At 69.5% G+C, this 20,725-nt stretch carries 18 protein-coding genes; 6 read left to right on the top strand and 12 right to left on the bottom strand.

The annotated features are described in order from the left end of the window. Positions 1-63 precede the first annotated feature (63 nt). A complete protein-coding gene (locus ACWD0F_RS42840; RefSeq protein WP_449887429.1) occupies positions 64-948 on the bottom strand; it encodes a M23 family metallopeptidase in 885 nt (294 codons plus the stop codon). A gap of 624 nt (positions 949-1,572) precedes the next feature. Here ACWD0F_RS42840 and ACWD0F_RS42835 point away from each other — a divergent pair. Beyond that, positions 1,573-2,529, top strand: a complete 957-nt coding sequence (locus ACWD0F_RS42835) for a GAF domain-containing protein (RefSeq protein WP_449887427.1) — start codon at positions 1,573-1,575, stop codon at positions 2,527-2,529. Positions 2,530-2,532: 3 nt separating this feature from the next. Beyond that, a complete protein-coding gene (locus ACWD0F_RS42830) occupies positions 2,533-2,913 on the top strand; it encodes a hypothetical protein (protein WP_449887425.1) in 381 nt (126 codons plus the stop codon). A 4-nt stretch (positions 2,914-2,917) separates the two neighbouring features. On the opposite strand, the gene ACWD0F_RS42825 is transcribed toward ACWD0F_RS42830, so the two are convergent. Genes ACWD0F_RS42825 through ACWD0F_RS42805 form a run of 5 tightly spaced genes read right to left on the bottom strand, consistent with a single transcriptional unit; the run spans position 2,918 to position 12,381 of the window. Next, complete coding sequence (locus ACWD0F_RS42825; protein WP_449887423.1) at positions 2,918-5,602, bottom strand: hypothetical protein; 2,685 nt, start codon at positions 5,600-5,602, stop codon at positions 2,918-2,920. Positions 5,603-5,620: 18 nt separating this feature from the next. Continuing rightward, complete coding sequence (locus tag ACWD0F_RS42820) at positions 5,621-6,769, bottom strand: cutinase family protein (RefSeq protein ID WP_449887421.1); 1,149 nt, start codon at positions 6,767-6,769, stop codon at positions 5,621-5,623. Beyond that, entirely contained in the window at positions 6,766-10,080 is a 3,315-nt protein-coding gene (locus ACWD0F_RS42815) for a hypothetical protein (protein ID WP_449887419.1), read from the bottom strand. Before ACWD0F_RS42815 ends, ACWD0F_RS42820 begins: the two co-directional genes overlap by 4 nt. Continuing rightward, the gene (locus ACWD0F_RS42810; protein ID WP_449887417.1) at positions 10,077-11,378 is read right to left on the bottom strand and encodes a hypothetical protein; all 1,302 of its coding nucleotides are present in this window, start codon (positions 11,376-11,378) and stop codon (positions 10,077-10,079) included. The genes ACWD0F_RS42815 and ACWD0F_RS42810 overlap by 4 nt, the downstream gene beginning before the upstream one ends. Then, on the bottom strand, positions 11,368-12,381 hold the full coding sequence (locus tag ACWD0F_RS42805; protein ID WP_449887415.1) for a hypothetical protein: 1,014 nt from the start codon (positions 12,379-12,381) through the stop codon (positions 11,368-11,370). Before ACWD0F_RS42805 ends, ACWD0F_RS42810 begins: the two co-directional genes overlap by 11 nt. Before the next feature lie 291 nt (positions 12,382-12,672). Between ACWD0F_RS42805 and ACWD0F_RS42800 the strand changes: the two genes are divergently transcribed. Beyond that, entirely contained in the window at positions 12,673-13,608 is a 936-nt protein-coding gene (locus ACWD0F_RS42800; protein ID WP_449887413.1) for a hypothetical protein, read from the top strand. A gap of 91 nt (positions 13,609-13,699) precedes the next feature. Here the strand turns inward: ACWD0F_RS42800 and ACWD0F_RS42795 are convergent, their stop codons facing one another. From ACWD0F_RS42795 to ACWD0F_RS42785, 3 genes are all read right to left on the bottom strand, one after another. Further along, positions 13,700-14,008, bottom strand: a complete 309-nt coding sequence (locus ACWD0F_RS42795) for a hypothetical protein (protein WP_449887411.1) — start codon at positions 14,006-14,008, stop codon at positions 13,700-13,702. A gap of 240 nt (positions 14,009-14,248) precedes the next feature. Further along, entirely contained in the window at positions 14,249-14,890 is a 642-nt protein-coding gene (locus tag ACWD0F_RS42790) for a hypothetical protein (protein WP_449887409.1), read from the bottom strand. 45 nt (positions 14,891-14,935) lie between these two features. Continuing rightward, positions 14,936-16,003: a DNA polymerase III subunit beta family protein gene (locus ACWD0F_RS42785; protein ID WP_449887407.1), complete on the bottom strand. Its 1,068-nt coding sequence runs from the start codon at positions 16,001-16,003 to the stop codon at positions 14,936-14,938. Positions 16,004-16,219: 216 nt separating this feature from the next. Here ACWD0F_RS42785 and ACWD0F_RS42780 point away from each other — a divergent pair, with 216 nt between their 5' ends. Then, positions 16,220-16,933 carry a spermidine synthase gene (locus ACWD0F_RS42780; RefSeq protein ID WP_449887405.1) on the top strand — a complete coding sequence of 238 codons (714 nt, stop codon included), beginning with the start codon at positions 16,220-16,222 and terminating at the stop codon, positions 16,931-16,933. Between the two features lie 95 nt (positions 16,934-17,028). Here ACWD0F_RS42780 and ACWD0F_RS42775 read toward each other — a convergent pair whose 3' ends face one another. Beyond that, on the bottom strand, positions 17,029-17,976 hold the full coding sequence (locus ACWD0F_RS42775) for a phytanoyl-CoA dioxygenase family protein (protein ID WP_449887403.1): 948 nt from the start codon (positions 17,974-17,976) through the stop codon (positions 17,029-17,031). Between the two features lie 96 nt (positions 17,977-18,072). Next, positions 18,073-18,885 (bottom strand): alpha/beta fold hydrolase, encoded by an 813-nt coding sequence (locus ACWD0F_RS42770; protein ID WP_449887401.1) that lies wholly within the window; start codon positions 18,883-18,885, stop codon positions 18,073-18,075. On the opposite strand from ACWD0F_RS42770, the gene ACWD0F_RS42765 reads away from it, so the two are divergent. Then, a complete protein-coding gene (locus ACWD0F_RS42765; protein ID WP_449887399.1) occupies positions 18,884-19,024 on the top strand; it encodes a hypothetical protein in 141 nt (46 codons plus the stop codon). The genes ACWD0F_RS42770 and ACWD0F_RS42765 overlap by 2 nt on opposite strands. A 242-nt stretch (positions 19,025-19,266) precedes the next feature. Continuing rightward, positions 19,267-19,674, top strand: coding sequence for a PPOX class F420-dependent oxidoreductase (locus ACWD0F_RS42760; RefSeq protein ID WP_449887397.1), 408 nt, complete (start codon positions 19,267-19,269; stop codon positions 19,672-19,674). Positions 19,675-19,747: 73 nt separating this feature from the next. Here the strand turns inward: ACWD0F_RS42760 and ACWD0F_RS42755 are convergent, their stop codons facing one another. Further along, the gene (locus tag ACWD0F_RS42755) at positions 19,748-20,359 is read right to left on the bottom strand and encodes a TetR/AcrR family transcriptional regulator (protein ID WP_449887395.1); all 612 of its coding nucleotides are present in this window, start codon (positions 20,357-20,359) and stop codon (positions 19,748-19,750) included. Positions 20,360-20,725 lie beyond the last annotated feature (366 nt).

Raw genomic sequence — 20,725 nt, 5'->3', positions numbered from 1 at the left:
TGTCACCCCGGGTGCGCTCCTGCTGCCCCCACCCTGGCGGCGGCGTGGGGGCAGGGGTTTCACCTAGCCGCAGTGTTCGAAGGGGCTGGTGTACGAACTGCTGCCGATGGAGCCGCCCCATTTGACGCATTGTCCGGCCGCGACCCGGATGACGGGCCCCGCGTAGTAGCTGAAGCTCCCCGAGTTCGTCGTTCTGCTCTCCCCTTGGGGTTCGAGGAAGGCCGACATGGACGACGCCGATCCGACGTTCGTGGTCTTCAGCGTCGTGACGCAGTTGCCGCCGTTGCCCGAGTTGTAGAGCAGATAGGTGCGACCGCCGGTGAGGGCGGCCGAGTCGATGACCGCGTAACCGCTGCCGCAGACCTCTTCGGGCGTGTAGGGGTTGCCGCCGCAGGAGTTGGTGCTCGTGATGGCCTTCTTCTGACCCAGGGACACGGTCACGCCGTCCACGGTGGGACTGGTGTCCACCACTCCGCCGGAGCTCCGCTGCTCGTAGTGCAGGTGCGGGGCGGTGGAGCCGCCGGTGGAGCCGACGGTGCCGATCGTGGTGCCCTGGCTGACGCTCATCGAGCCGCCGGCCGCCCGCGCCATGGTCGCGAGGTGGGCATAGCGGGTTCTGGTGTTGTCGCTGTGATAGACCTCCACCCATTTGCCATAGCTCGTGCTGCCCGCGTCGTAGAAGTACGCGGTGCCCGCGGCGGTGGCACGGACGGTTTCACCGTTGACGTCATCGCTCCCGTAGTCCTGCCAGTCGAGGGAACCCGATGGGCTGTGGCCGGGGGACCAGTTGTTGGCGTTGAAAGTCTTTCCGCAGGTGAACGGGCTCTTGTGGGAGGTGGCCAGGATGTCGACGGGGTCCGCGGCGGCGGCCTGGGGAAGCAGCGTCGTCGTGAGGGCGGCCAGCAGGGCGAGGGGCGCGAATCTGAGGGCCGTCGGTCTTGCGGTCATGCTCACCTCTTGACAGGGGAGGGACACGGTTGAACGCGCAGGTCCTTGATGTCGATGAGCCCATGGGTGACGGCATGGTCGAAGACGGTGCTCACGGAGAGAGCGGGGCTGCCGTGGGGGACATGTCGGCATCTCACCGTCCCGGAAGAGGGGCGGAATGATCGTGAAGATATCCTCGAAAGATCTCTTCATCAATCCCTGGTGCCGTGAAATTTTTCGGCTCTTCAGGTGCGGAGCCTCAAACATGTGGCTTCACTGGGGTTGGAGCGTCGATGAGGGAAGCCTATCCTCAAGCTGTAGCCGGGTGAACGCTATGCGTGAGCACTGCTCCGGTCTGCGCGAGCGCCCGCCAGGGTCGGGGGAGGGGCAGAGACCATGCCAGCCGCTTCTCCCGGACTCCCCGTTGCCGGCGGCCGATGTGAGCCATTCCATCGGTCGAAAGCGAACAACTCTTGCGTTGATGAGAGGCGAGGTCGTCACCTTTTCTGGCCGATGCGGACGCGTTACAGAGAATGGGTGAGTGATGTTGTCATCGCTGCTATAGGAGAATGTCCCAAGAAGGGCGATGGGACCAGCTCGCACCTGTATGGTTTGGGGGCGCCTCTAGATAGCGAGGAGGGCTCTGTGGCAGGTGCGAAAAGTCTCACAAACCAGACAGGTGGGAAAAGGCTCGCCAAAAGCGGAACATTTCGTTACGGCCTGCCTTTTGTGCTCACCGTGGCAACGGCGGTTTGCACGGCCATGGCGACATTGAGCTCGATGCCGACGCGCGTCTACTGGATCCTTGGTGTCATCGCCACCATCGCCGCCAACGCGTTCATCAATCTCTACAAGGAACGTGCGGCGGAGAATGCCAAGAGTCTCGCGATCAAGGCCAAGGCGAGCCTCGTGGACGTGCTCCTCAATCAGTGGCAGCCCGTGATCACGGCCGTCCAGAACGTCGCCGCCGCCGAGTCGCTGACCCGTAAGGAGAAGGCGCTCAGCGGATTGACGCAGGTGACGGTGGGGCTGGCCAGCAAGATCTTCACCGAGAAGACCGACAGCATCTTCAAGACCCGCGCCACCCTCTACCTCTTCGACGACGCCCGGCATGAGCTCCTGCGCGAGGCCTACCAAGGCCGGCCGAGCGGCCGCATGCCCGCCGCGAAGATCAATCCCGATCACGACGGCCGGCGCTCCGCACTGGTCGAAAGAGACGCGGCCGCGATCGACATCGCCCTCGGTGAGAACGCCGTGCTCGTCAACTCCGCCGCCGACCATGATGCGACGAAGAACAACGAAGAGGGATATCAATCGTGTGTCGCCGTGCCGGTCCAAGCCAATGGTGCGAAATTCGGGCTCTTCATCGTGGACTCCGACCAGGACGCGTCCTTCAGCGATGAGGACAAGGGCCTTGTCATCATGATGGCGCACCTTCTGGCGACAGGCTTGGCCGACGTGCACACCTACCGTTCGCTCGCCGAGAAGTCACCGCGGGAAGGCGTCGGCGGTTCCGTCCCTCCTCATATCAACAATGTCGTCCCGACGGCACGTGACAGCGACGAGGCCACCACGCCCATCGGCAAAGCCACTCAGGAGTAGCCCATGGCATTTTCGCGTGATCGGAGCAATCAAGGCACGCAGGCCGATGATGCGGCCTACCGCCGTCCGCCGGCGATCATCACGCCGCTGTTCACCGAAGAAGCGCGAGAACTGGTGGCGGGCAACATCGACGTCGGCCGTTATCTGGAGACGGCGTCCCTGCATGCCCGTGAACAGGCCGAACGCGAGATCGACGCCAGTTACACCCGGCGCGTCGCCCCGGTGACGCGCTGGCTGGCCTACTTCCTCATCCTGACGGGACTTCTTTACGGGGCGATGGGCACCTATTTCTTGATAGAGGGCCCTGCCACGCTCGGGGTCGTCGCCATCGTCACGGCCGTGCCCTTCGTGGCCGGGGTGTGGTTGTCCGCACGACGCAGATGATCGGTCAGCCATCAGGCCGGGCTTGGCCGCCACCGCCGACGAAGTCGAGCAGCCGCCCGTACGACACCAGGTCGGCGCAGCCGATCGGATAGCCGAAGCGGCCGGTCCCCGTGCCGAGGCCGGGGAGCAGCCGCAGGTCGTCGTCGCGGCGCACCGCCGTCGACGAGGGGACGGTGACGCCTTCCAGCACGGCCAGGCGGGTCAGGGAGGTGGCGGGAGAGACGAGGATCACGATGGCGTTCGTCAGCAGCTCGTCGCGGTCGAGGTAGGCGGCGACGCCGCCCAGGTCGTTGACGAGCTCGATGAGGCCGGGAGTGACCCGGGTGGGCCGGTAGGCGTAGTCCGCGGCCAGCCGGATCAGCAGCTCCTCCAGCGGGGACACGCCCTCCGCGTCGGTGGCGTCCGCGGTGGGCGGCGGCGTGGAGCCGTTCGTCAGGGCCCCCGCGGGGGGAGCCTGGCCGAGCCCGGACGGCGGGGGGCGGTCGCGGCCGTAGACGACGAGGCGGCGCTGGCGGCGGGCCTTCTCCTGGGCGATCCAGTCGCGTCCCTCGGCGGCGACCGCCTCCAGGATGCGCAGCGCGCCGCGGATGCCGGAGGTGTCCAGGGCCAGCTCGTACAACTGCTGCGGGCGTTCGAGCATCCGGTCGATCAGGCCGCGGTCGAAGTTCTCCACGACCACGTCGATGGTCTGGCCGCTGACCAGCGAGAGCTGGAACGCGTGGCTCATGATGAGCGACTTGAGGTCCACCTCGTGTTCCTCGTCGTTCTCGGCCGGCAACACGACCTTCCGGCGGCCCTGGTCGAGCCGGATGCCGACCTCGCTGACCCGGGCCGAGGCGATGGCGTCGTAGCGGAAGTGGGTCCGCTGCTCGTTGCCGGTGATGCCGGTCTCGAAGTCGAGGTGTGTGCTCACCTGCCGGACACCGCTCTCGTTCAGCAGGAACATCGTGACGACATAGGCGTTGTAGCGGGGCGGTCCGTACAGGACGCGGGCGCGCAGGCAGCCGAACTCGGCCTCGGTGAGCGTGGCGTGCGCGATCACGTCGCGGTTGGCCATCGTGTAGTGCTTCAGGGCCTCGGCCTTGATGTGGATGAGGTCGTAGTCGAGCCAGCGCGCCATCTCCGCGTCCGTCGGCCGGTCGGCGAGCACCTTCCGCCACTGGTCGTACGCCTGCCGCTCCTGGTCCAGCCGCTCGCGGGCCGTCTGCGCGCGCAGCTGGTGGGCGCGCAGGTCCACCCAGTGGCGGTGCAGGCCGTTGATGGTGGCGATCCACAGCGCCACGAGGGGCAGGACGGCCACTTCCACCGCGCGCTGGGGGCTCACCTCCAGCGCGACCAGCAGCGCCCCGCCGCTGCCCAGCAGCAGCGCGGCCCAGCCGGCGAGGTATCCGGCCGCCGTGGCCGCGGGGACGGCCAGCCGCTCGCGGTCCTGGTGGAGCTTGCCGTCCCGCCAGGCCCTGGCGATCGTCTCGACCCGGAAGCGGATCAGCCAGCGGAGCGCGCCGGGCGCGGGCGGCGGGGTGCCGTACCGGCCGATCACCTCCTCGATGATCGACGCCTTGATGGCGGCCGTCTCCTCCTCCCAGCGGCGGCGGCGGTCGTCGCCGTCTCTGCCGGACCCGCGTCGCGGGCGGTGCCGGTGAAACCGGTAGGCCGTGTAGTCGCGGACCTCGGCGCGGAACTCCTCCTTGCGGCGGGTGCGCTCCACGCGCCGCTGCTCTTCGCGGTCGTCGTGCTCGTCCTGCTCGTCGGGCAGGGAGTCGTCCTCGTCCTCTTCTTCCTCCTCCTGCTCGGGGGACGCGGGGAGGGCGCGGCCGTACGCCAGGTCGTGCTCCTTCAGGACGAGGACGCGGGCGTTCCGCTCGACGCCGAAGCGGGCCAGCGCGTACAGGCCGCCGGCGAGGAGCAGCAGGACCAGCAGCAGGGTGCCCGGCGCCGACCCGATCCCGGCGGCGAGCAAGAGGAGCAGCGCGACGACGGCCGGCAGCGCCGCGATCACGGCCTGGACGCGGCCCGAGCGTTTCAGCACCGGTTCCACCAGGTCGGGCCCCCGGGGCGGCGCCGGCTCCGGCTCGAAGAACTTCCAGACCCGCTCCGTCCGGTCGCCGCCCATCCGCTGCTCGGCGGCCTGCGCGGCGTAGACCGCGTCGATGCGGTCCTGGACGCCGCCGGTGAGGATCATGTCGAGGTGCCGCCTGATCTCCTCCTTGCGGTCCTCGTCGAGCCGCTCGAACGCCGCCAGCACCTCGTCGAACTCGGCCGGGTCCCAGATCTGCGCCTGCTCCTGCGTGGTCAGGCAGTTGATCAGCCGGAACACGACCTCCATGGGAGTGCTCCAGGCGCCGGACGGGTGCTCGCCGGCCAGCTTCAGCGCCTCCTGGAGACCGGTGAACTCGGCCTGGCCGAGATGGTCGAACGAGCGCCCGCTGAGGATCGCCAGGGTCCAGTGGTAGGCGATGTCGACCGACTGGTGACCGGCGGCGACGACCTGCCGGATGAGCTCCTCGGCCCGGCGCGGCATGTTGCCGCGCAGGCAGTTGAGCGCGACCTCGTACTTCTTCTCCGGCGGGTCCTCGCCGGACACCTCGTAGACGGTCACGTTGCCGTTGACCACGCCGACCTGCGTCCCCACAGTGGCGCCGGACTCGGCGGTGTTGACGTAGGAGGTGCCTTCATGGTTCTCGGTCACGTCGGTCCCCCTCGCGGGTCAGTCGTAGAGCACGGTGTCCAGCCACGCCGCGCCTCGCTTGGTGGCTTTCTTGGTGTACTGCTGATGCACGCAGGTCGGCGTCGAGTGGATGCAGGCGTAGAGCGCCTTCGCATCGACGATCAGCGCCTTGCGGCCCCGATCACAGATGACGTCGCCCTTGAGGCAGAAGCTCTGGAACGGAAGGACGTCCTGCTCGTACGGGCTGGCAGAGAGCCTGAACTCGGGATACCCCTTGGCCAGGAAGAAGGCCTGCCCAGGACCCACCGCGTACTTGTCCGGCCACTGCGGGTCCCCGTACACCTGGACACCGCGCACGAGGTCGTAGACCGTCTTCCAGCCGTCCTCATCCGCCCGCTGGGAAAGGTACGCGTCGATGACCCACGCGCCTTCGGAGTACCCCACGAGCCCGAACTTCGTGGTGGAGCAGTAGCGCTGCCATTTCTCGATCTCGTCCTCGAGACGTGTGACCCCTACTTTCACGGCGGCGGCCATCTTGCGCATCGGCTGGAGCGGCCCGCCACGTCCGGAGAACAGACTTTGCGGTGTGGTCGTCGGATAGCGCAGCATGACCGTTTCCACCGCCGGCCTCCGGTGGTCAGAAGCGAGCTTCCGCACCCGGCTCAGGGTGTCGAGAACACTCTTCGAATCGAACCCGTAGCCGTGGTCATCGGGCCCTTCTCCCATCCCGTGCACGCCGATCACCTTGACGGCGCAACGCGCTTTCTTGCCGGCCGGCTTCTTGCCGGCCGCCTGCCCGACGGTGAACCAGGCGTCCGCGCTGCCGCCGTTGCCGATCACCGCCCAGATCCGCAGTGGTCCGGCGGGAGCGCGGTCGGGGATCGTCAGCTTGACGGTGAACTCGCCTTGCGCGTCGGAACGGCCGGTGACCAGGGCGCCGGGGGACACGGCCGTCCCGATGGGCACCGTCCAGTCGCCGGGCCAGCCCTCGCCGGTCACCGTGACCTGCGTGCCGGGAGGGCCGCTCGCCGGGTTGACGGAGATGGTCTCGATCGCCGCGCTCGCCGGCCACGGCGTGAGGAATGTCGCGCATAACGCGAGACAGGAAGCGAGAACGGTGGCCAGGACATAAGGACGTCGGCAATTCATTTCAGCACCTTCCCTTGTCGATGTGATGCGTCCGGTCACGTTCGGTGCGGGCACAGCTCTTCGAACGGTGCTCCCGGCACGTACGTGCGCCATTCCTCCGGAGTGAGCGAACGACCCGCGATGGCGCACACCGCAGGGAAGGGATCCGCGGGCAGGGCGACGTTCCACAGCCGGGTGATCCCGTCGGCTCCCGAGGCGGCGAGGGTGGTGCCGTCCGGGCTGAAGGCGACGAGGGTCGTTCCCTCGGGGCCGGCGAGGGCACCGCCCAGGGCCCGGTGGGTGGCCACGTCCCAGAGGCGGGCGGTGCCGTCCTCCGCTCCGGTGGCCAGGGTGCGGCCATCGGGGCTGAAGGCCACTCCGTCCACGACGCCGCCCGGGACGGTGATGGGATCGCCGATGCTCTGATGGGTGGCCATGTTCCAGAACAGGACGGAGCCGCCGCGCGTGACGCTGGCGAGGGTCGTGCCGTCCGGGCTGATCGCCAGGTTCCATACGGCGTCACCCTGAAACAGCGGATCACCTATCTGCAGGCCGGTGGCGACCTCCCACAACCGGACGGTCACATCGACGCCGCCGGTGGCCAGGGTCCGCCCGTCCGGGCTGAACGCGACGGCTTGGACGTAGTTGGCGGGGCCCTCGTGACCTCGAAGCGGGCTCTGGACGGCCTGCCGGCCGGTCGCCACGTCCCACAGCCGGGCGGTGCCGTCGTCCCCGGTCGAGGCCAGCAGCCGGCCGTCCGGGCTGAACGCGACCGCGAGGACGGCGCCGTCGTGCGCCTTGGGCAGCGTGCGGACCGGCCGGTGCGTGGCCACGTCCCACAGGCGGACGCTTCGATCCTCGCCGCCGGTGGCCAGGGTCTTCCCGTCCGCGCTGAAGGCCACCGTGTTGACCTGGCCGTGGTGTCCCACGAGCGGGCCTCCGTCGGGCAGTCGCGTGTGGGGATCCCAGAGCCGGGTGGTGCCGTCCCGGCTGCTGGTGACGAACAGGCCGCCGTCCGGGCGGTACGCCGCGTCCGAGATGGCGCCGGCGTGCCGTCCGAATGGCTGGCGGGGGTGCCGTCCGAGCGGCTGGCCGGTGGGCCGGAGCAGGTCGAGGTTCCACAGCCGGGTGGTGCCGTCGGACCCGGCCGAGGCGAGGGTCGCCCGGCGTGGATCGAAGGCCAGTGCCGTGACCGAACTCGTGTGCCCCGGCAACGCGTTGCCGGCCGCTCTGCCGGTGGCGACGTCCCAGAGCCGGATGGGGCCGTTGATGGCGCCGGTGGCCAGCGTCGCGCCGTCCGGGCTGAACGTCACCGCCGTCGTGACGCCGGGCACCTTGAAGGCCCTGCCGAGCGGACGGCGGGTCTTCACCTCCCACACCCGCGTACCCTCGTCGCCGGCGACGCCCAGCAGCCTGCCGTCGCGGCTGAACTCGGCCACGCCGGCGTCGCCGGCGAGCGGAGCACCGAGGCGCCGGCCGGTGGTGAGGTCCCACAGTTGAACGGCGGCCCTGCCGTCCACCCTGGTCACCAGGGTCGTGCCGTCGGGGCTCAGCGCTGTCGGGGGGGAGCCGGCGTTGTGCTGGAACGGCTCGCCGATGGGACGGCGGGTGCCCACGTCCCATCTCCGCACGGTGCCGTCCCAGCTCGCGGTGACCAGGACGGCTCCATCGCGCTCGAAGGCCAGCAACTCCACGTGGTCGGTGCCGTGCCTCAGCGGCTCGCCGATCGCCTTCCGGGCCGGCACGTTCCACAGTTGCACGTAGCCGTCGTTGTCGCTGGTGGCCAGGAGGTCGCCGCGCGGGCTGAAGGCCAGCCCGGCGTTCGCGTCCGAGTGGCTGCTGTGCAGAGTGCCGAGCGGGCGGCCGGTGGCCGCGTCCCACAGCCGTACGACGCGGTCCCCGCTGATGGCCGCCAGCGTCGCACCGTCCGGGCTGTAGGCCGTCCCGAGTACGGACAAGGAATTCCCTTGCAGGACGGCTGCGGCGGAGGTGGCGATCAGCGCGAGCATGCCGTACCGGGCCTCGGGGGTGTGGTCGAAATGCCACGCGGTGGCGGAGAGCAGTCCTGAGACGACGGGGTTCTTCGTGAGCAGTTCGTCGCTCCGCTGGAAGGTCTGCCGGGAGATGGCCTCCCTCTGCCGTTGGCCGACGGCGAACTGCCGGTTCACCACGATGCCCGCGGTGATGAGCACCGTCACCAGGAGGGGGATGAGGGCCCAGCGGGAGATGGGCCCCAGGTCCGGCCGGCGCGCCTGGTGCGCGGCGGCACGCCAGGTCGGCGCCGGAACGATGACGACGCCCTGGTCGGCCTGGTTGGCCCGCTGCTCGTCCGGGGTGGGGACGATCACCCTGGCGTTCTTGCCCGCGGCCTCCAGCTTCTGGCCGTACCCTTCGACCGGCTGCAGATTGCCCCAGTCGTCGATCTCGCCGATGACGATGTTCGGGGCGGCCAGCCGGAAGAGCGCAGGTTTGCGGTAGAACGGGCGGTGCCGTCGCCGCAGTTCGTCCAGCAGCACGGCGAACGCGGCGCCGATCGACGCGCCGGCGACGGTGCCGACCGGCCCGTCCGTGCTCTCGATGGACCAGAGCACGGTCCCGTCGAGTGACCTGCCCGCCTGATCCCAGGCTCGGGCCAGGGCGAGCTGGAAGTCCTGGTCGGCGGTGAACAGGATCATGCGGCCGGGGTCGGCCACCAGGCCTCGGGGCCACGCGGGGACCAAGGTTCCCGTCAGCCGCGCCTTCAGGCCACGGTCACCGAGACTGAACAGCACGTGCAGGCTCGCGCTCGGCCCTTTCGGGACCGGCTGGCCGGTGAGGCTCAGCAAGGTGACGGCGACCGGCAGGGCGGCCCCGGAAAGCCGTGGGTGTTCCTCGGCGATGGCGGACAGGGCGGCGAGCCGCCGGGTCAGCGGTTCACCGTGGTCGCCGAGACCGCCGGGCGCCCCGGGCCATGCGAGTGACGAAGGCGAGGTGCGCGCCACCGTGCACCACTCCAGGCCCGTCCGCAGGCAGTCGTCGCCCGTCTCCGCTTCGACCAGGCTCCGCGCCAGGCCGGCCACGCTCCGCACCGCGTGCACCGCCGAGGTGTCTTTGGCCGCGAACGGCGGGCCGAGCCCGGCGACGACGTCCTCGGGGAGCGTCGGATACTCGGTGGGCAGCAAGTTGTTGAGGAGGTCGTGCAGCGGCGTGGTCTCCGTCTGAAGGCGTCGCAGCGACGCGGAGTCGCCGGCCGCCACCGACTCTCTGAGCAGGCCGGCCAGTGGCTGGGCCGGGCCGACCAGGTCGCCGCAGATCCGCTGGATCTCCGTGAGCCCGGCCGGGGCGTAGCCGTCTACCAGGTCCTTGACGGGACGGTCGTCGTCGGGGGTCACCGGGTTCGCCCGATCGCGTCGTCCACCATCGAACGCAGCACATGACCGGCGGGAAGAGCGTCGGCCAGGTCCTGCCAGGGCCGCAGACCCATACGTGTCCTGACAGCCCGCAGCGAGCGCCGCACGTCCTCCGGGGCGAGCAGCCGCGCCTCCGTCACGCCGATCGGCGGCCCCGTCAGCCCGACGTCGTACTCGATCTCGGTCTCGCCGGTGCGGAGGGGGACGGTGATGGCGCCCGCCAGAGCGCCGGGCAGGCGTTGCAGGGGGATGACGTAGGTCTGCCCGGCGTCGCCGGTCCGTACCTCCAGCCGCAGCACCATCACCTGGTAGGTCGCGGCCACCGCTGCGGCGTGGCCCGCCGTCAGACCGGCCTCCACACCGACCTCCAGCCGGCCCGTGCCGGTGACGGTGAGATCGACGACGAACGGATCCCGGCGAAGCCGCCGGGAGTGTCGGCGGACGCCTCGCTGACTCTCGGCGGCGGCCGGCAGGCTGGTGCGCAGACGTAGCGCGGGCTCATCCGCGCCGGCCTCGCCCTCACCCAGGAGCGAGGCGGACGCTCGCTCCGCCCAGTACGTCAGGAAGTGATCGCGCGCGACGAGCTCGCGCAGCAACCGGCGCAGGACCCGGCGCGTCGACCGGGGCACGCGCCGCACGTCCAGCTCCAGCAGGCGTGCGCACAGGGCGGTTCCGCCGGCTCTGACGACCGCGGCGTTGCGCGCCCGTAAGCCGGCGCCGAGCTGGTCGAGAGCCGCGGTGAAGCGTGATCCGGCCGGGGTGAACCAGTGCCGCAGCCGTACGTCGGGACCGGCCGAGGAGCCGCGGAGGGCGGCGATCACCTGGCCGGCGAGTTCGGAGACCAGGTGCCACGGCAGCAGGTGGAACAGCTCCGCCCGGGGATGGCCCTCGTCGGCGAGACGCGACAGGAGCAGATGGCGCAGCGGGAGGTCCTCGTTGCCGAGCACGTCCAGGTCGCCGGAGTCGAGGTCGGCCTCGGGCCAGTGCTCCTCGATCCGGTCGATGAGCGCCACCCCCGCCGGGGTGACCGCGATCGGCCGGCTCGTCTCGCTCAGCTCGACCACGGCCTGACCGGTCCGCCGGTGGATGAGGCCGAGGGCGCCGTAGCCGAGGTCGAGGGCGAAACGGCGTCGCTGCCAGCCGTCGGTGAACGTCGTGAGGTGGCGCGCGTCGGCGCGCTCGTCGCCGTCGTTGACGTCCGCGACGGGCTCCCACGTCACGGTGGGCAGCTCCGGCCCGCGCACCGAGGCGACCCAGTTGCTGAGCGGTCTATGCGTCATCGGAGCCCCCGTTCTCCAGGACGCGGATCAGGCGGTCCGCGGCCGGCCCCAGCTCTCCGGCGGTCTTCGCGGCCGCGGCCCGGTGCTCTCGCGGGACGCACCGGCGCCACATGCCGCGCAACGCCCGCCACCGGTCCTCGGGCACCTGCCCGGCGAGATCGCCGGGCAGGGCCCTGACCCACGCGGCCAGCGCGGTGACGTCGGCCTCGGGCCAGCGCGTCTTGAACTTCAGGCCACGCAGGATGACCTGCGCCTGCTCCACGACGTCGTCCCCGGCGAACAGCGGCACGATTCTGACGGGAACGGCATTCAGGTGCTCGATGCCGTTCCCCGCCGGGTCGATGATCAGTTGGTGGCGGGGATCGTAGTAAAGGCCGTTGACGGTCAGGTCGCGGGTGCGGACGTCATCGAGCAGATCTCCGCCCGAGGCGGGGAACCGGAAACCCGTCAGGCTCAACGACTTGTATTCCAGGATCCGCCGCGCGGCCACGGCCGGAGCTATCGAGAACACCCGCCCTGGCGAAACGCTCCTGCGGTGATCGCCGAGCCCGGCGAGCGCCAGTGATTCGTCGGCGACCTCGCACAACGTGCCGAGCAACATCGTCCCGCAGAAGTCGAGATCGTTCACCGGCTCGCCGGCGTTCGCGATCAGGTCACGCACGGCGCCCCCCACGAGCCAGATCGAGTGCTCCTCGGCGACGATCGTCTCGATCAGCGATCGGATGAAGTCGCCCACCGGCGACCAGCGCGGAATCGCCGTGTCGACGGCGACGGGAAATCCGGGCTCGACCGTCCCTGCCGGCAGCAGGGTCGCCGGCCGGAGCCGATGTGCGGCATGGTCGCCGGATCGCTCGACCTGAACGCCGTTCTCCTCGTCGGAGCAGGACGGCAGGGTCCGCTTCGGCGGGTGCTCAAGGTCCTCGTCCCCCTGGAGCAGAAGCCGGTCGTTGTCCTTACCGAACGGCTCGGGCAGCAGAGCGAATCCGAAGCCGAGAACGCGCACTCCATTGACGTGATCGCCTTTTGTGAGAGGCCCGATGCCTGAACGCTCATACAGCGTGCGTAGATCAATGATCTGTGAAGATCCATCCGGCGACATCATTGTCATCCACCTAATCGAGCAAATGAGTAGATATCCGACATAGATATCTATTACGACACTCAGCCCCCCGCTGAGGATCGCCCCCGCCCCGGCGAAACAGGGCGACCTGCGGCTGTTCCGCTGGTTCGCCTCAGATGTAAGCTAAGCAGCGGTCTGTCGCTGATGTGTCGCATAAGACTGGGAGGCGCGACCATGCTCGACGATCACGTGCCGGACGGCACCAGGGCGGCGGGGCGGGTCCTTCGCCACCTGCTTCTGCAACGCCGGGAATATCGCACGCAGTGGCAGCGGTATCAGCAGCGAAGATCGCCGGCGGATGTCATCAACAAGCACGCCATCGCGATGGTGATCACCCATTATCTGATGGACTCAGGTCTGTTTCCCGAGTCGGAGACAAGGCTGGACCGCAAGCTGAAGGACCGGGTCGGGCGCGCGCTGGAAGGAAAGGTGCTGAGCCCGGAAACGCTCAACTGGTTCATCGAGGCGTTCTGCCTCACCCCGGAGGACGAGCAGATGTTGCGGGAGTCGTACACCACGGCGAGAATCATCGCCCATGGTCCGGTCGCGAACACCCTGCGGGTCCGGCAGAACCTTCCCGTGCCGCAACGGCACCGGACCGTCATGCTTTTCGAGCGGCGGATCATCGGCGTGACCGGGCGTGCCGTCACGCACCACTCCGCGCACACCATCGTCGCGTGCGAGGACGACGTCGGCCATTATCCGTGTTTCCGATCCGCCAGGACGACCGACATCGTCATGGTGCACGGTGGATATATCTCGCCCGTTCCCGACCTCGCGGTCGATCCGTCGATCGTCAACATCAGACTTTCCGCATTCCTGCGCGAGGGAGAGAGCACCTCATTCGAATACCGAAGGGACTTTCATCGCGAAGGAGGCGTGGACACGGAGTATCGGCGCGCTGCCAACGCACGTACCCAGAATATCGATATCGTCGTCCAATTCCATCCGCGCCGCCTGCCGGACAAAGTCTGGTGGGCCGCCTGGGACGACTACCGCGACGGTAACGTGGTGGAGCGCGAGGCGGTGGCGCTGGATTCGGAGAATCGTGCGCATCGCTTTCTGCCGTACCTGGAGAATGCCGTCGCGGGTTTCTGCTGGGCATGGTGACGGACGACCGCGCGCCGGCCCCGCCGGTGTCACGGCCGGCGCCCGGCATCGCCGGCTGGAGGAGCCCCCATCCTCACGCCGGCCCGCGTCGTCAGTGCCGCGGACCTGCCGAAGCCGCCCACGCGACCTTGGCGTCCGAAACCTTCCAGGTGTTGCAGGTATTGGGGCCGCCCGCCTTGTACCCCTGCTCGAACCAGTAGCGTTCGTTGCCCTTCAGGGAGGAGTTCTTCGCCGGTCGCCCGAGCGCCTTGGCCGCGGCGCCGGCCAGGCAGTCCTTCTGGTAGGCGTAGCGGCGCTCCTGCTGCTTGAGCAGCTTCTCGTCCCCGTCGTAGTCCAGCGTGTGGGCGGCCTGGGCGATCCCGGTCCGCAACAGGACCACCTCTCCGTAGACAGAGGCCATCTCGTGGAAGATCCGCCGGTCGTTCCCGGCCTTGACCCAGTCGTCCGCGAGACCGACATGGATGCCGTCACGGGTGAGGAAGGACCACGACTTGTACTTCTTCTTGCCGTCGGGCGAGTAGGTGATCTTGAGCTTCGCCTTGTCCCCGCCCCAGGCCTTGCCCAGGCAGCCGACCAGGGTCCGGAGGTACTTCTCGGTGGCGGCCCGGCCCGGTGCGCCCGCAGCTTCGCCGCGAACGACCTAAGCGGCGGACCGTAGCTTGATCGCGTGGCTGAGGGCGGCCTGCTCCGGATCGGGAAGGCGGCGCTCGGCGTGGAGCATGCGCAGGGCGTTCGTGATGCGCTCCTCGTCCTGCGGCCTGCCGAGACTGCCCATGTAGGCGGGCAGCAGCAGACTCAGCGATTCGAGATCGGCACGTTCGCACAGCCGCAGGAGGAGCGCGTGAACCGGATCCTCATCCGCGGCTGTGTCGGTGGCCCGCAGCCCGGCGGCGATGCGAAGACCGAGCCATTCTCCGTACGGGCCCGCCGGAACGTCGGCCAGATGCCCGGCCGCCGACTCGAAATGCGCACGGGCCGGGCCGGTCTGACCGAGGTCCAGGTGCGCGCGGCCCATGTTGCCGTGGAGTGAGGCGTAGAAGCCGCGGACGCGGTCGTCGCCGACCCGGTCGGCACGGGTCAGGCATTCCTGGTTCCAGCGCAACGTCTCCTGCGGCGTCGGCTGGTGCCGGGCGAGGTAATGCGCGGCGATGCAGGCGTCGTAGTCGTTCTCGGCGGCTTCCCAGGCCCGCAGGAACAGGTCGCGCGCGTCGGCCTCCCGGCCTTCGCCCTCGGCTTGCATGCCCTGCGTGCACAACCGCACGACGACGTTCTCGGGGTCCATCTCTGCTCCTCGGAAGGTTGGGTTTCGGAAGGTGTCGCGGAAAGGTCAGGCGTCGACGATGATCGGCATGACCAAGGTGGTGAAGCTGCCTTGGTCCGCGGAACGCACGACGACCGGTTGGGTCACGGTGGAGATCTCCAGCAGGACGTCGGGGCCGACGCCGGCTTCCAGGGCCGGTGCCAGGACGGCCGGGTCGAAGCCGATCCTCAGGGGCTCGTCCTCCCGGCCGATGGCAGGCAGGGCCGTGGCGCAGGAACGATCAGGCAACGAGACGACGACTTCGTCCTCGCCCAGCCTCAGGACGATCCCCGGCACGTCGCCGCAGTCGTAGACGGCGGCGAGCAGCGCCGGCCGGTCCACGATCACGCGGCGCTCGGGGGGAGCAAGGGCGGAGAACATGTCACGGTAGGCAGGGAACCGGCCGTCGGCCACCGGGATGGTGCGGGACCCGGACGTAGTGCGTGCTCTGCCTCCGTCCGGTCCGATCTCGATGGTCACCTCGGCGGAACGGGCGGCCCATGCCCCGAGGTCGATCAGAGCGGCCGCGTCCACCAGAAAACGGCAGGAAGGCCCCTCCATCGCCGCCGGTCGCAGGATGCGCATCGACAACCGGTAGCGATCGGTGGCCACCAGCCGGACCTCGGCATCGTCGAACTCGACGAGGACGCATCCGAGCTCCGGATGTTGCTCGTCGTGGCCGACGGCCGGCACGACCTGACGGGCCGCGCTGGCCAGCTCCACCCCGCCGACTCGTACCCAGGCCGGAGAGCCGGCCTCGGAGAAGGAGCGCAGAACCGCCGTGATCACGGCATCGGCCGCCTGGATCCGATTCCGCATCCTGCTCCGGTGCCGCTCCAGCACAACGCGGGCGTCTTCAGCGGCGCCGTCGAGCACCGCGGTGACGTCGGCCAGCGGCAGGTCCGCCTTCCGCAGATCTCGCACCAGGCGGGCCCGAGACTCCTGGTCGGGCCGGTAATAGCGGTAACCGGTCAACCCGTCGACGTGGGCAGGTCGCAGAACGTGGCAGTCGTCATAAAAACGCAGCGCGCTCGGGGCGAGACCGACGCGCCGCGCGAAGGCGCTGATGCTCAACAGGTCCGTGGTGCCGTCCATGGCGACGATTGTGGAGGTTCATCCCACTTGAAAGTCCAACCGGGCAGTCCGGCCACCTCGCTGGGCCCTTGGCGGGCGGGCCTGCGTATTTCCGTGTTGATGGGCCTGGGTGCACGCGCCGGTCGCGTAAGGTGACCGGATATTCGGCACCGACCGGCCGAGGCGAGCCGCTCCGCAGCGTTCTCACCACGTGCGGCGAGCAGACGGGAGAACGCGATGGGCATCCGGTTCGAGGAGCTCGACTTCAGGCCCACCCCCATGGGCGATCTCTGCTTGCGCCGACGGCAGGAGCCGTCGCTCGGCGTCGAGGTGTACGAGATCAAGCTCGATGACGATTTCCTGATGTCGAGCCTGTTCACCGAGGCCGAGATCCAGCTCGCCAAGCTCGGCCTCGCGGCCTCGGACCACGACGAGCTCGACGTCGTGATCGGCGGGCTGGGCCTGGGCTACACCGCACGGTCGGCTCTGGAGGACCCGCGCGTACGGTCTCTCCTGGTGGTCGACGCGTTGGCGGAGGTCATCGAATGGCATCAGCGGGAGTTGTTGCCGCTGGGCGCGGGCCTCACGGCCGATCCCCGGTGCACTCTTCTGCACGACGACTTCTTCGCGATGGCGGCCGCACCGGCCGGCTTCGATCCCGCGAGCCCGGGGCGGCGCTTCCACGCCATCTTGGTCGACATCGACCACGCGCCGGATCATGTGCTCCATCCCAGCCACGCCGGCTTCTACCAGCCGGATGGCCTGCGTCGGCTGGCCCGGCACCTGCATCCCGGTGGCGTCTTCGCGCTGTGGTCGAACGATCCGCCGCATGAAGGCTTCCTCGACACCCTCCGCCAGGTCTTCGCCACCGTCGAGGCCCACGTGGTCGCTTTCGACAACCCGCTCCAGGGTCGGCCGGCGACCAACGCCGTCTATGTCGCCACCCGATAGCGGTCGGGTCGGTCGGCTGTGCCGGGACGGGCTCATCCAGCGGTAGCGGTCGGGTCGGCCGGCTGCGCGGGGACGGGCTCGTTCAGCGGTAGCGGTCAGATCGCCTGGCTGCGCGGGGACGGGCTCATCCAGGGCGAGAGATCGAGGCCCGGATACCGAAGCGCCATGGCGGCCAGCGTGCCGGGCGTCCAGAAGGCGTGCCCGGGCGGCGGGAACCCGAAGAGCTCAAGCTGGCGCCGCGTGGCTCGCTGGACGAACCGGTACCAGGCGGGTTCGTGGCTGCGATCGGCCCAGGATTGACGCTGGCCCCATTCGACGGCGGCCGGCCGGTAGTTCAGATGCATGCTGTAGCGGACACCGCGCGCGGCGGTCAGCGCGGTGCCTCGGTGGAAGGTGCCGAGCTGGAAGGCGACGACCGTCCCGGCCGGTCCGGCGGCTGACACCTCCGCCTCATACAGCTCCGGGCTGCCACTGGTGGAGACGAAGCCGCTCTCGCCGTCGGTGACATCGGCCCGCGGATACCAGTTGGGCTTGGCCGGCAGGCCCGCCGTGCGGGTCCGGGAGACGAGATGAGGCGGCCCGAGATCGTCGGGAACGTCCACCAGGTAGACGAACATCTCCACCTGCTGAAAGCCGGGGGCGTCGGTGGGCACGAGGATCGTGTGGTTGAGATAGTCCCGGTGCATGACCTGGTCGTAGTCGGCGGCACCGGTGTACTTCGCCCACGCCTCGGCAGAGTAGAGCCGAATGTCCTGGACTTGGTCCTGGTTCGTCAGTAAGGCGGCGGCCAGCCGTGACAGACGCGGGTGCACCGCCAGCAGGCTGAGCTCGACGCTGGAGAAGGGGAAGGTGTCGATTCCGGCGAACTCGTCGCCCAGGAAACGTTCACGACGTGGGTCACCGCCGTCGTGGAACCCTTCGGCGGACGGAAAGAGCAGTCCCAGCTCGCCGACGGCCGGCGCCAGCTCATCGGCCGGAATGAAGCCGGGAAGGACGACGAACCCGTGGGTCCGCCAGGTGTGCGCCGCGTCGGTGAGATCCACTGACACACCATGCACAGATGCGGCCATCTCGTGCACGTCATTTTCCCGGCGCCGGACCGGCGGCCACGTCCCCGCGTGGCTCGGCCTGGTCTCGCGTCATCGGCCGGGCCGCACAGAGAGCCGGTCGAGAATGGCGGCCACCTCCGCCGCTCTGAACAGGAACCCGGCGTGTGTCGTGTCCAGGGTGTGAACGTCATAGGGATTGCCGGGAGTCAGCGCGTCCGCTTCGGCGATCAGCCTGTCCTGCATGGCGATGGGAAGCGACCGGTCGCCGGTGAGACGGATGTAGGTGCGGGCGATCGTGCCCCAGGTCCCGGCGTGGACGCGGGCGTCGGACGTCATCACGGCGATGGACTCGTCCGGCTGCAGGATGTTGAGGTACGCGCGGAACTGCTGGTCGGTGACATCCGCCATGACCGCCGCCTGCAGAGCGGCGAGCAGAGCCGGGTCGGCGGTGCGGTAGTTGGCCCGGCCGGCACCGAGCCGAGCCGGGTCTCCCACGTTCAACGCGGCCAGGGGGGCCAGCAGGCTGTCACCGAACTCGGGGCTTTGCATGTACTCGATGGGGCTGGCCAGTTCCACACAGGACCACGCGGAGACGTACACGAGCCGATCTACCAGCTCGGGCACCGTGTTGCCCACCCCGCTGATGGTCGTCCCGCCGAGGCTGGCGCCCACCAGCACCACCGGCCCGTGCCCGGCCACGCGGCGGACGACGTCGACCACCATGTCGACGTTGTCCCGCAGGGTGACCCCGGCCAGCGTCGACGGCTCGTCCGCCCAGGCGGCGAGGTCCTGCGGGGCCTGGTAGGCGACCGGGTACTGCGCGTCGAGGCCATGCCCCGGCAGGTCGACGGCGAAGCTGCGGTGGCCGAGCAACGCTAGTTCGCGCTGGATGGGGGCCCACATGAACGAGCTGGAGCAGGAACCGTGGACCAGTACGAAGGTGGGGGCGGCAGCCGACGCGGGGCTCGGGCTGGAGGGGCTGGCCGAGAGGGATGACACGTGGATCCGTCCGTTCGCCTGGAGACGCGGTGACCACGCGTGATGCCGGCACCGGCGTGTTGAGCCGCTGATGAAGAGGATGGTGAACATACCCACCGGTGAGCTCGCCGAAATTCGTGCTGACACAGCGATCGCAGACGCGGTGGCACCGCCGGCCCTGCCCATGACTAGGGCGGTGGCAGCGCCGACTCAGCCCACGGCAGAGCGCCGTGGTCGGAGCGCAGGTAGCGGCGTCAGACAAGTTCGCCTGGGTGCGGGCAGGGGCCCGCCCCTATGCTGCCGATCATGAGTGTCCCTTTCAGCGACTCGGCCCGGAAGATCCTCAACGCCCCCAACATCGGCATCCTCGCCACCCTCAACCCCGACGGCAGCCCGCAGACCTCGGTCGTCTGGGTCGGCACCGAGGGCGACGACGTGGTCATCTCCTCCCAGGCCGGAAGGCGCAAGGTCCTGAACCTGGAACGTGACCCGCGCGCCAGCCTCAGCGTGTTCGACCTCGCGGACCCCGAGAGATACGTCGAGGTCCGAGGGGTGGCAACAGTCGCCGAGGACGAGGGAAGGCGGCTGGCGGTGCGGCTGGCGGAGAAGTACGCGGGCGCAGGGGCCGGTGAGGAGTACCTTCGGCTCCCTCCGGAGGCGGTGCGCGTGGCGATCCGGATCACGCCGCAACGGGTGGTGGGCAACGCGGCGTGACAGGCCGTTCCGGCGACGCGGCGTGACCCCAACCGCTGCGCCGTCCCGGCGTCCCACGGCGGCCTGCCGCCCGTCACACCTGCGGGCCTTCGGGAGGCGCGGTGAGGACGATGCAGGACAGGGCGCGGCGCAGGACGGTGGCAAAGGATTCGGTGTTGCCGGGGCCGAGCCAGTGGCGCCCCGCCACGCGGATGGCGCCCGCGATCGCGGCGGCTGTGACGGCGGGGAACAGCTCGCGTCCGGAGTCGGCGCCGGTGTGTGCCGCGATGGCCTCGGCGAGCGAGCCCTCGGCCATGCTGAACGCCTTCAGCGCCTCGCCCTCCAACTCGGGCGTCGACATGATCATGCGCAGGCCGGCCCGGTCGGGCTCAGGGCTGGTGTAGAGCTCGACCAGCGCCTCGATGACGGCCTGGCCGAGCGGCTCGCCGGCGGGGCGAGCGCGCAACGCCGCACCGGCGCGCGCCGACTGGTCGGCCTGGAAGGCGCAGATCGCCTCCGCGCGGCTGGAGAAGTAGTTGTTGTAGGTGCGTGAGGAGACGCCCGCGGCCTCGGCGATGTCGTGGACGCGGACCAGGGCCAGCCCGTGGGGGCCCTGCTCGATGGCCAGGCGCAGCGCGGCATGGCTGATCGCCTCCCTGGTGGCCTGCTTGTTGCGCGCCCGCAGATCCATGGCGTCGTCGTTCATGAAGGAACTATATCCGATGCTGCGCGCCGCGCACCATGTGCGCGCCACGCAAATTGTAGGTAGGGTGCGGGAGAACGCCTGGCACCCTTCGAAGAGTGCCAACCACCGGGCGTACGCCGGGCCGGCGAGGTCCGCGGCAGGTCGTTCACCTGCCTGCGGGCCGTCCGTCGCGGGCGCCGTTCCGGCGAAACCCCCTCAAGAGCAGGAGCGAACGATGGCAGCCAAGATGATCGCGTTCGACGAGGACGCCCGGCGCGGTCTCGAGCGTGGGATGAACCAGCTCGCCGACGCCGTCAAGGTGACCTTGGGCCCCAAGGGCCGCAACGTCGTGCTGGAGAAGAAGTGGGGCGCTCCCACGATCACCAA

Source organism: Nonomuraea sp. NPDC002799 (genome assembly GCF_053592075.1).
This window is presented reverse-complemented; position numbering and strand designations above follow the sequence as displayed.